The following is a 12,533-nucleotide window of genomic DNA, read 5'->3' as shown; positions in this document are numbered from 1 at the left end:
CCTGCAATCTGAAAAAGAACAAAGTCTCTTTGGAGATCATCGCTTTGTCCACCGGATTATCTATCGAAGAAATTTCAACTCTTTAGTGTCTGAAGAAAATTATATTCCCTCTTGCCTGCACTGAAATTAGCCTGTGTTTGTGGATGCTAAGAGAATCATTGTTGGATTGGCAGAATGTGTTTCGGAGGCTGCCGGTATGGATGAGATAATTTTAGAAGCAGATGTTTGAACTCTGAAATAATATACTACTTTTGCTAAAAAGAGTAAATATACCAGATATGTTATACCTTAAAGGGGATTTTGAGAAACTATATAAGCTGTATTATCCGAAGATGTTCGCTTTTGCCAAAAACTACGTTCCGGCAAACGAAGATGCAGAGAATATTGTGCAAGATGTGTTTCTCATACTTTGGGAAAGAAAGGAAGAAATTGAGATCTCTTTTACACTTACAACTTATTTGTTTACGTTGGTAAAAAACCGTTGCCTGAACTTCCTGCGTCACAAGCTGATCGAAGAAGAGTATAACAGCCAGATGAAAGAGGAGCTGGGATTTAAACTGTATGCTTTGGAAACGTTCAACTATTCCTATCAGTCGGAAGAGGAGTTGCAAGAGGTTATCCGGCGTGCTCTTGACACGTTGCCGGAACGTTGCCGCGAAGTCTTTATCAAAAGCCGTATTGAAGGACTCAAATACAAGGAAATATCGGACGAATTAGGAATCTCCGTGAATACGGTAGAGAACCAAATGGTGACAGCTCTCAAAAAATTGCGTGTGGCATTGAAAGACTATTTGCCGCTGTTGTTGTTCCTGGTTAATTAATGTTTATTTTGAACTGGAGTATAGTGGTTCGTTCCGCGACGAGGGTTTAACTTATATAATGACAAAAGGAAGTATGTACGATCTGTTATCAAAATATTTGGCAGGAGAGATTTCTGTGGAAGAAAAACGAATACTATTCCAGCAGTTGAAAGAAAATGAAGAGCTCAGGAAAGAGGCGGCCGGGATACAAAATCTATCCGCGCTTGTTTCTTTGGCGAATGAAGAGGGAACAGTTTTGGATAGGCAATATCGCTCGTTTATCGGCATGCGCAAGAAACGTGCGTTGCTATTCAGTTTGCGTAAAGTAGCGGGTTATGCCGCGATCGTGCTCTTTTCCGTCTTGTCGACTTATCTGCTGATGAATTATGCAGGAGACAAAGAGGAAGAGTTTGTCCGTTATCAGGAGTTTTCGACTCCGGCCGGGCAGCGTGCCAAAGTCTTGCTTGCTGACGGCACTGAAGTCTGGTTGAACGCCAACACCACCTTGCGCTATCCCGAACGTTTCGACCCGAAGAGGCGGGAAGTCGAACTGCATGGCGAAGCCTTTTTCGAAGTGGAAAAAGCAGCGGGGAATCCTTTCGTGGTCAAAACAAACAAAATGGATATTCAGGTTACCGGAACGAAGTTCAATGTGAATGCTTACGATACGGAAGAATATTTCGTCGCTTCACTGGTTGAAGGGGCTGTCTCTGTTTCCTGTGTGCATAACAGGAATAGCAGCTATGCTTTGCAACCTCGGCAGCAGATCGTAGTCTCGGACCATTCTTCCAAAGTCTCTTCATTCGAGAATACGGATTTTATGGCATGGAAGGAGGGTGTCTTTATCTTTGACGATATGTTGCTGACAGATATCATTAAGAAGTTGGAACTCTATTATGATGTGTCTATCATTGTGAAAAACACGAAGCTCGGAAACTTCCGCTATACCGGTAAATTCAGACAACGGGATGGAGTGGAAAGCGTCTTGCGGAAACTCCAGATTGTATATCCGTTCAAGTATACGAAAGATGACGATAGGAATTTTATTGTATTGCAATAAAATTGCATTACCATTTTGATAGGGAAAAAAGGATAAAACTGTACTGTATGTAAGGTTAAAAAATATTACCCGCAATAGTAATTCCAAATATCTGCTATAGAAATCCGATTTTGATGGGATAGTAGTGACATTTTGATAGTGGAGATAGAAATGTTGTTATCGGGTTTATTTGTTTTGGAGGATGTTAAGTAGGGTTAAAAAATAAATAATCTATAGTGGTCTTTTATGGATGAAGGGTTAAACTTATAAATATCTGGAAAAACATGTGTAACCTTAAAAAAGATAATGCCTATGATTTGAATGGAAGAAGCTTTTTATATAAAAAAATCGTCCGGTGTTCCCGCACCGGACGACTTAAATCTAACACTCTTAGTCGTAAAAAAAGTATTAAATATATAATTCGCAAAAGTATGAAAAAATATACTTTATCTCTACATTTATTATGTAAAAGGCACTGCCTTGGTAAATTTTTTAATATCATGAGATTATCAACATTGGGATTGTTCGCCTGTGCCTTTGCTACCTATGCGGCAGACATGGATGCACAGACGGCAAAAGTAAATATCACGAATTCCCGTATGACAATCGGAGCCTTTATCGAACAGGTCGAAAAAGAAACGGGATATATGTTCGTGTACAATAAGCGAGAAGTGGATGCGAACAGAACGGTTTCGCTTGAAGCCGGGAGCAGTTCCGTTGCTGATTGCTTGAACCGTGTTTTTGAGGGTTCTGGCATCACGTATGTTTTTGATGATGATTATATTGTCTTGACAAAGCGAGGAGGAAAGCAGATATTATCTATTGCTCAGCAGACAGGGAAAAACATCACTGGAGTAATCGTAGATGAGACGGGTTTGCCGATTATTGGTGCGAATGTCGTAGAAAAAGGAACGACCAATGGAACAGTGACGGATATGGATGGAAAGTTCTCGATCAATGCCTCCTCGGATAATGCCATTTTGGTCGTGTCATACATCGGTTATGTAGATCAGCAATTTGCAGTGAAAAGCCAGAAAAAATGGAATATTGTTTTAAAAGAAGATTTGCAGAGTTTAGATGAAGTCGTAGTGGTCGGTTATGGAACACAGCGCAAGGGTAACATTGCAACGGCTGTTACGACAGTTAAGGCAGAAACGTTACAAAACCGTCCGGTTCAGACTGTTGGAGAAGCTTTGCAAGGGCAGGTTCCAGGCTTGATGGTGACAGGTAAAGGAGCGCCAGGAGAAGCTCCTTCTCTTCAATTACGTGGTTCTTCGGTTTTGAATACTGATAATTCTACAGCCCCGTTAGTATTGGTAGACGGCGTTCCGGCCGATTTCAACTTCCTGAATCCTGAAGATATTGAAAGTATTAATGTGTTGAAAGATGCAGCTTCGGCTGCTATCTATGGGTCACGTGCTGCCAATGGTGTTTTGTTGATTACAACAAAACGAGGTAAGGAAGGAAAACCAACATTCCGTTATAACGGTTCTGTGGGGGTGAACACGCCGATGCATATGCCTAAAACAGTCAGCTCTGCACAATATGCCCGTATTATGAATGAGGCTGTGGGTAATATGAATCAAGATCCGATTTATACGGCTGAACAGATTGCCGGTTATGAAAAAGGAGGGGATCCGAACCGTTATCCTAATACAGATTGGTTGGACTTGGCCATCCAGAACAGTGTGACGACCCGTCATGGTATTGAGGCTTCTGGTGGAACGGAAAAGGTGAAGTATTTGGTGAGTGCAGGGGTGGATCATCAAACCGGTATTTTCCCGATGACGCAACAGAATGTATTCAATGTCCGTTCAAGTACGGATATCCAGATTAGCAAGAAATTTGATGTCTCTTTTGATATTCGTTATCAGTTACGGGATATGGAAGGATTGAATAATCAGCAAGATATTTATAAGCAGGTTATCGGAGCCGATCCGACGATGGTAGCTTATTATACAGATGGAACTTACGGTTACAATGCCGGCTTTTTTACCAACCCGTTGGTTGCTCTTTATGAAGGTGGACAGAAGTTTACAAATCGGCACGAAGCATCCGGACTTTTCAAGTTGAACTATGAAATTATCGAAGGACTGACGTTTACGGGTATTGCCAATGTGAAGTATGTTTTTAAAGGAGAAGAATCTCAGTCCCGTAAATTGGTGTATAAAAACTATTTTACACAAGAAATCATTGAAAAAGGCCAAAACAGCTTCTCTGACCGTAGAGATCAGAATAACTACTACAACTTGCAGGCTTTGTTGAGCTATAAAAAGAGTTTCGGTGTCCACAATTTGGATATCTTAGCCGGCTATCAGCAGGAGAGCGAAAGCAGCGACTGGCTGAAAGGATCTCGTTCCGGTTATCCTACAGATTTGATCTGGGAGCTGAACCCGGGTCCGAAAGACAATTGGAGTAATGATGGTAACGGTGAGCATTGGGCATTGGCCTCTTTCATCGGTCGTATCAACTATGACTATGACAATAAATATATTTTGTCGTTGAGTATGCGTTCGGATGCCTCTTCTCGTTTTGCAAAAGGCAGCCGTTGGTCTTCATTTCCTTCTATTGCTGTAGCGTGGAGAATTTCTCAGGAGTCTTTTATGGAAGAGACAAAGGATTATTTGGATGATTTGAAGATCCGTGCTTCTTGGGGACAAACGGGAAATGCAAATGGTTTGGGCTTATATCCGAGCTATACGTTGGTTTCTACGGGTGGTTTGATTTTAAATAATAGTTACCAACAAATGGCTCAATTGAAAACAATCGGAAATCAGGCTTTGAGTTGGGAACGTTCGGAAATGTTCAATGTCGGTGTGGATGCTAAATTGTTGAATAGTCGTTTGAATTTTACAGGTGAATATTACGTCAAAAATACGAAAGACATCTTGTTGGCTGTTCCCGTTCCGTTGGAATATGGCTTCGGTAAGCCGAATATGAATATCGGACAGGTTCGCAATAAAGGTTGGGAATTGTCTTTGGGATGGAATGACCGGATTAATGACTTCGGGTATAGTATCTCTGCCAACTTGTCGGATAACCGGAATGAAGTGGTTGACTTGGGTGATACCGGACCTTGGAAAAGTTCTACGACATATACGGAAGTAGGTTTGCCGTTCAATTCGATCTATGGATATGAATCAATGGGATTATTTCAATCTGATGAAGAAGTGGCAGAAGCCCCATTCCAAAATTCAAAAACGGGAGCTGGTGATATCCGCTACAAAAACCAGAATGGTGATGACAAAATTGACGCGAACGACCGTGTCGTTTTAGGTGATCCGAATCCGCATTTTCTGTATGGTTTGAACCTTTCGTTTGATTATAAGAACTTTGATTTGGGAATATTTTTCCAGGGAATAGGGCAGCAAGACCGGATTGTGAAAGATAATTTTATAAGACCGTTATATGACGCGACTTTTTTTGAACATCAGTTGGATTATTGGAGTCCGCAGAATACGAATGCCAAGTATCCACGTATCTTGAATAAAGATGATGCCAATCATAATTATGAGAACTCTGATTTTTGGATGATCAACGCAGGCTATTTGCGTATGAAAAATTTGACATTGGGATATACTATCCCTCGTAATGTGTTGTCTTCGACAGGCTTTAGTCGCGTGCGTGTTTATTTTACGGCAAACAACCTGTTTACGATCTCTGATTTTGTGCCAGGTATGGATCCGGAAGCTTCGAGCGCGTGGGCTTATCCGTTTGCCCGTACTTATTCATTTGGTTTGAATGTTCAATTTTAAAAGTAAGGAAAGATGAAAACAATAAATAAATATTTGTGCGCGATAGCCTTTTTATTGGGATTAGTTTCATGTGACAGTTTTTTGACGACACCTCCGTTGGATCAAATTTCGGAAGATCAGTGGTGGAATGATAAAAGCCAGACGGAGATGATGGTTAAAGGTGCTTATGATTATATTTATGATACGGAAGAAGTTGCCTATCGAGATTGTTTCAGCGATAATGGAATGCGTAGAAGTTCCGCCCAGACAGAAATAGGCAATGGTACTTATACAACTCAAAATAGCGCAGTGAAAGACGAGTGGAAATATGCTTCCATTGCCAAGTTGAATTATATATTGGAGGGCTTGGAAAAGGCTAGAGATAAAATTACGGAAGCAGAATATTTAAGGTTTAGTGCAGAGGTTCGTTTTATTCGGGCTTTTGTCTATTATGATATGATATTCTATTTTGGAGATGTTCCATTGATCACTAAAACATTGACTGTTGCGGAATCACGTGAAACTTCTCGCCAACCTCGCCAAGAGGTGTTGGATTTTGTCTTGAGCGAATTGGAAGATTTTGTTTTGCCTAATATCAATGCGCTCGAAATTAAAGAAAGTGGTCGGGTGAACGAGCAGACTGTCAATGCCTACCTTTCTCGTATTTATTTGTATGAAAAGGACTACGGGAAGGTTTTGGAATATACAGATAAGGTTATCAAGTCTGGTGATTACGAATTATATGCCGATTATGATGAATTGTTCCGCCCACAGTCGGATGGAAACAACAAGGAGGTTATCTTTGAACGTCAATATAGTTCGCCGTTAGTCGTTCATGATTTAAACAGGAATTTGTCGTATGTTTCCGGTGTTTATTCCGGTTGGTCTAATGTTCTTGCTTTAAATGAATTGGTTGAAGAGTATGAATGTTTGAATGGACATTCGGTCTCTGAATGTGAATCTTTAGATTGTGAATATGTTCAAAAAAGAAAAGATGCTGAAACAGACACTCATCGAGGTGAATTCGATTTTCGAGATCCTCGTTTGAATACTACTATCACTTGGCCGTATAAAGAGTGGATTGTAGATGGAAATGTTCGTTGTCGGTATGGAGTAGATGATCCTAACAGTGGTGATTATGTACAGAAAGAGACGCATATGACAGGCTATATGTGTGAAAAGTGGATTGATTTACGAGGAGAGTATGCTGATCGTACATTGGCAGATAAAAATATGACAATTTTGCGTTATGGAGATATCCTTTTGATGCGTGCGGAAGCTCTAATTGAATTGAATCAAAATTTGGCCGAAGCAGTTTCTTTGATCAATCAGATTCGTCGGAGAGTAGGAATGCCGGAGATAGAAATGGCATCCCAGTCAGTGTTGAGAGAAAAATTGCGTCATGAAAGACGAGTTGAAACTGCTTTTGAGGGATTGCGCTACTTCGATATCATTCGTTGGCGTATTGCTGATAAGGTGAAAAAAGGAAAAGTTTATGGTGCCCGTATGAAAGCGGTTAATGAAAATATGGATCATAAATATGTGGAAGAACGTTTTTGGGAAGATAAAATGTATCTGTTCCCGGTTCCGCAAGAGGCTATGGATAATAATGGTAATTTAGTTCAGAACCCAGATTGGTAAAATAGATTGTAATTCGCGTTGTGATCCCCGGATCTGATTCTTTTGAATGAAGATTCGGGGATCTTTTGTGAATAATCAGGATTTTTTGATATTGTTAATAAGATGAATAAGATAAAGATATTTTTTTTGACATTGATCGCTATTCCACTGATTGCCCAAGAAGAACCAAAAACTCTTTGGTTTGAACAGCCTGCCAATCAGTGGGTAGAAGCATTACCAATAGGAAATGGGCAAATAGGGGCGATGATATTTGGTGGTGTTGAAGAGGAGCTGATACAGTTGAATGAGGGAACGCTTTGGTCAGGAAGTCCCCTCAAAAAAAATGTGAATCCGGAAGCCTATAAGTTCCTTGCTCCTGTTAGAGAGGCGTTGGCTAAAGAAGATTATCAACAGGCAACGAAACTTTGTAAAAAGATGCAAGGATTTTTTACGGAAAACTTCCTGCCTCTTGGAGACCTTAAAATTAAGCAAGATTTTGGTCATAAGGCAAGAGTGGTTGACTATAAAAGAATTTTGCAATTGGATAAAGCCATTGCTTCAATAGAGTTTGTGGTAGATGAGGTACATTATACTCGGAAAATGTTTACTTCTGCACCTGATAGTGTTATGGTAATTCAATTTACAGCGGATAAGCTTAGGAAACTTACGTTGGATATTCATTTGACTTCTCTTTTAAAACATCATGTGACAGCAAATGGAAAAGATTTGTTTGTTTTATCAGGACAAGCTCCTGCTTGTGTAGATCCGATTTATTATGAAAGGCCGGGAAGAGAGCCTATAGTGCAAGTTGATAAAGATGGATTACAAGGTATGCGTTTTCAGACAGTGTTGAAAGCAATTCCTGATGGAGGAACTATTGTTTCTGATGAAAAAGGTATTCATGTTAAGGATGCAAATTCATTAACATTATTACTTTCTGCTGCTACCAGTTTTAATGGGTTCAATAAACATCCAGACTCAGAAGGAAAAGATGAGAAGGTTATTTCCTGTCATAGAATAGACCGTATAGACAAAGTAGATTTTGCTGTATTAAAAAAACGACATATCACAGATTTTAAGTCATATTTTGATCGTGTTTCGTTGCATTTGACAGATACTTTAAATAGTACTATCAATAAAAAACTTCCAACAGATTTTCGGTTGAAATTATATTCATACGGAAATTATGATCCTCAATTAGAAGAGCTCTATTTTCAATATGGGCGTTATTTGTTGATTTCTGCTTCACGTCCGGGTGGTTCTGCTATCAATTTGCAAGGATTATGGAGTAATGAAGTACGTCCGCCTTGGGCTTCCAATTATACGATCAATATCAATACAGAAATGAATTATTGGCTGGCAGAAAGTACTAATTTATCGGAAATGCATCAATCTTTGTTGAATTTTATTAAAAATCTTTCCATCACAGGTGAGGATACAGCGAAAGAGTATTATCATGCAAGAGGTTGGATGGCTCATCACAATTCAGATATTTGGGCATTGAGTAATTCGGTGGGGAATTGCGGTGATGGAAATCCATCGTGGGCAAGTTGGTATATGGGGGGAAATTGGCTTTCTCTCCATTTGTGGGAACATTATTGTTATACAGGGGATAAAGAGTTTTTGAAAAACGAAGCATATCCTATTATGAAAGGAGCTGCTTTGTTTTGTTTTGATTGGTTGTTAGAGAAAAATGGCTATTTAATTACTTCTCCTTCAACTTCTCCTGAAAACAATTTTTTCGTAGATAATAATGTTTATGCTGTATCGGAAGCTGCTACAATGGATATGGCTATTATTCATGATCTATTTACAAATGTAATTGAGGCATCAGAAATACTGGGTATAGATAAAAAATTTCGATCGGAAGTCATCAAAAAGAAAGAACGATTATTCCCTTATCAGATAGGTTCATTTGGTCAATTGCAAGAATGGAGTAAAGATTACAAAGAAACGGACATGAACCACAGGCATCTATCGCATCTGTTTGGTGTATATCCTGGACGACAAATATCTCCTTTGATAACGCCGGAATTGGCAAAAGCCGTGAGTCGTACATTGGAATTGCGGGGTGATAAAGGGACGGGTTGGAGTAAAGCATGGAAGATTTGTTTAATCGCGCGTCTGTTAGATGGGAATCATGCGTATAAAATGATTCGTGAAATGTTGCAGTATAGTACTTATGCAAATCTGTTTAATTCGTGCCCCCCTTTTCAGATAGATGGAAATTTTGGAGCGACAGCTGGTTTTGTAGAAATGTTACTTCAAAGTCAATTAAAAGAAATTCATCTATTACCAGCTTTACCAGATAATTGGCCTTCAGGTTGTATTTCAGGATTGAAGTCTCGTGGAAATTTTGAAGTGGCGATAGCTTGGAAAAATCATCAATTGAAACAGGCTGAGATAAAATCAAATCTTGGAAATAAATGTGTCTTGCGGACTTCTGTGCCTGTGCGAGTAAAAGGTACTGTATCTACTCAAGTGCAAGATGGCAATTATTATATAAATATGTTTGATACGCAAAAAGGAAGTACTTATTTAGTAGAAGTTGATTTGTGAATTTGAATCTGTTTTTTATTTGTGTGTTGTAGTATTGTGAAGTGATAATTATTAACAATGTATTACATGAAACGAAATTTATTGATAGCTCTGTTTCTCATTTGGGCATCCAGTCTGTTCGCATTGGAGCAGCCTAAGTTTTCCACTGCCGGTTTTTATGAGTTGCCCAACACCGGTCGTGAGGTTTATTCGATGAACCTTGCTTGGCGTTTTTATAAGGGGGATGTGGTAGGGACACCTTTTGCTACGGGGTTTGACGATTCTGGTTGGGAAGTGATTTCTATCCCGCATGGTCTGGAGTATCTGCCGATTGAGGCAAGTGGCTGTGCGAACTATCAGGGTGTTGCCTGGTATAGAAAGCGCTTTACACTGGATTCTCGGCTGAAAGGGAAGCAGTTGTTTATCCATTTTGAAGCCATCATGGGTAAAAGCGAGGTGTATGTAAACGGCAAGCTATTGAAAAAGCAGTATGGAGGATATTTACCCGTCATCTTGGATGTGACGAATGAACTGGACTGGGATGGGGAGAATGTGATTGCGGTAAAGGCTGATAATAGCGACGATCCCTCTTATCCTGTCGGAAAACCGCAAAACCTGTTGGACTTTACCTATTTTGGAGGTATCTATCGGGATTGTTGGTTGGTGGCGCATAACAAGGTGTTTATCACAAACGCAAATTATGAAAATGAGGTTGCCGGAGGAGGACTGTTTGTCTCGTTTGCCGATGTTTCGGAAAAGAGCGCGATCGTGAATTTAAAAGCACATGTTCGCAATCTTTCGGAGAAGAACGAACGAGTGACAGTTACTTTCAATTTGAAAAATAAGTCGGGTGAAGTCGTTAAGCAGGTCTTCAAGAAAGTATCGGTCAGAAAGGGAAAGGCCGGATATGCCGTTGCTTCCATCGGGATCGATTCGCCTTCTTTATGGAGTCCGGAAACTCCTTATTTATACAACTTGGATGTGACGGTGACGACTGATGCCGGAACGGTGGTTGACGGCTATCGCCAGCGGGTCGGTATCCGCAGCATTGAGTTTAAGCAGACGAAAGGACTGTGGATAAACGGCAAACCCTATGACGAGAAATTGATGGGAACGAACCGGCATCAGGATTTCGCCGTGTTGGGAAATGCTTTGCCGAACTCCATGCAGTGGAGAGATGCCAAAAAGCTGCGCGATGCAGGCATGAAGGTGATCCGCACGCATTATGTGATCGATCCGGCCTTTATGGATGCTTGTGACGAATTAGGGGTGTTTGCATTGGTAGAGGTGCCCGGTTGGCAGTTCTGGAGTAAAGAGCCGATCTTTGGCGAACGTGTTTATTCAGATATACGCAATATGATCCGTATTCATCGTAATCATGCTTCGTTGTTTTTCTGGGAGCCGATCTTGAACGAAACGCATTATCCAGATGATTTTGCCAAGAATGCGTTGGAAATATGTGAAGAGGAATATCCTTATCCTTATAGCATTGCGGCCTGCGATCATGGGGCTTCCGGTGATCAGTATTATTCTTTGCTGTTGCGCCCGATCGAATCAAAATTGCAACCGGATAAAACCTATTTCATTCGCGAATGGGGAGATAATGTCGATGATTGGAATGCGCAGAATTCCGATAGCCGTGTGGCACGTGGTTGGGGAGAAGTGCCGATGTTGATCCAGGCGGAACATTATGCGAATCCGTCCTATATAAAGGAATACCCGATTCTATGTTATGAGACGATATGCAACAAGCCGAAGCAAATAGTCGGCGCTTGCTTCTGGCACTCTTTTGACCATCAGCGTGGCTATCATGCCGATCCTTTCTATGGAGGAATTATGGATGCTTTCCGCCAGCCGAAAACTTCTTATTATATGTTTATGGCACAACGTTCTCCCGAAAAGAGTGATTTGATTGCTGACAATGGACCTATGATTCATATCGCTCATGAGATCACACCTTTTTCGCCGACGGACGTGACGATTTATTCGAATTGCGAAGAAATTCGTCTGACCGTGTTTAAAGGCGGAAAAGAATATGTTTATAAGAAAGATCCGAATCATAAAGGTATGCCTTCTCCGATTATCACTTTTAAAGATATTTATCATTTCATGGAATGGAAAGCAATGGCGCGTGCCGGAAAGCAGGATGATGCCTATCTATTGGCGGAAGGTTTGATAGGTGGGAAAGTCGTTGTCAGCCATAAACGCTACCCTTCCGGACAAGCCGATCGTCTGGTCGTTCGCCTGGATAACGAGAATGTCTTTCTGAAAGCCGATGGTTCCGATGTAGTGACCGTCATTGCTGAAGTGGTAGACAAGCGTGGAACGGTGAAACGGCTGAATAATTCACACGTCCATTTTAACATCCAAGGAGAAGGTAGGCTGTTGGGGGATGCTTCCGTTGGTATGAATCCAGTTCCGATAATTTGGGGATCGGCGCCTGTTTTGGTACAATCAACGACAAAGCCAGGTAAGGTGAGGATTATTGCGTCTATGCAAAATCCGGGACAATCTCGTCCGTTGGATGGAATATTGGAGTTTGAAACGGTAGCAAACGATCAAAAAGAAATCTTTTTACAAGAAGAATTGTTAGGTGGTGGTAAGTTACGATCCAATATGAAAAGTGTTGTAAATAAGAGCGATTTAGAGAGGGAAAACGAACGTTTGCGTAAAGAATTGAATCAATTAAAAGTAAGAGAAGTCGAAAAGCAACAAACACAGTTCGGAGTTGGCATTAATGATTGATTTTAAATGTAAAGCAATATAAAATTTAGCTCTTATGTGCTTATCTATATTATTTTT

General features: G+C 40.5%; 6 protein-coding genes. All 6 read left to right on the top strand.

Annotation, left to right across the window (positions count from 1 at the left end):
• The first annotated feature begins 278 nt into the window (after positions 1-278).
• The 6 genes from NQ564_RS11705 to NQ564_RS11680 all read left to right on the top strand — a co-directional run bounded on the left by NQ564_RS11705 (position 279) and on the right by NQ564_RS11680 (position 12,476).
• Positions 279-821 (top strand): RNA polymerase sigma-70 factor, encoded by a 543-nt coding sequence (locus NQ564_RS11705; protein ID WP_021862225.1) that lies wholly within the window; start codon positions 279-281, stop codon positions 819-821.
• A gap of 58 nt (positions 822-879) precedes the next feature.
• Positions 880-1,860, top strand: a complete 981-nt coding sequence (locus NQ564_RS11700) for a FecR domain-containing protein (RefSeq protein WP_008151394.1) — start codon at positions 880-882, stop codon at positions 1,858-1,860.
• A gap of 479 nt (positions 1,861-2,339) precedes the next feature.
• Complete coding sequence (locus NQ564_RS11695) at positions 2,340-5,594, top strand: TonB-dependent receptor (RefSeq protein WP_227963149.1); 3,255 nt, start codon at positions 2,340-2,342, stop codon at positions 5,592-5,594.
• Positions 5,595-5,606: 12 nt separating this feature from the next.
• The gene (locus tag NQ564_RS11690) at positions 5,607-7,214 is read left to right on the top strand and encodes a RagB/SusD family nutrient uptake outer membrane protein (protein ID WP_008151390.1); all 1,608 of its coding nucleotides are present in this window, start codon (positions 5,607-5,609) and stop codon (positions 7,212-7,214) included.
• Between the two features lie 102 nt (positions 7,215-7,316).
• Positions 7,317-9,752, top strand: coding sequence for a glycoside hydrolase family 95 protein (locus tag NQ564_RS11685; protein ID WP_008151388.1), 2,436 nt, complete (start codon positions 7,317-7,319; stop codon positions 9,750-9,752).
• 66 nt (positions 9,753-9,818) lie between these two features.
• Positions 9,819-12,476, top strand: a complete 2,658-nt coding sequence (locus tag NQ564_RS11680; protein WP_021862229.1) for a glycoside hydrolase family 2 protein — start codon at positions 9,819-9,821, stop codon at positions 12,474-12,476.
• Positions 12,477-12,533 lie beyond the last annotated feature (57 nt).

The sequence above is a fragment of the Parabacteroides johnsonii DSM 18315 genome (assembly GCF_025151045.1).
Taxonomy (GTDB): Bacteria; Bacteroidota; Bacteroidia; order Bacteroidales; family Tannerellaceae; genus Parabacteroides; species Parabacteroides johnsonii.
This window is presented reverse-complemented; position numbering and strand designations above follow the sequence as displayed.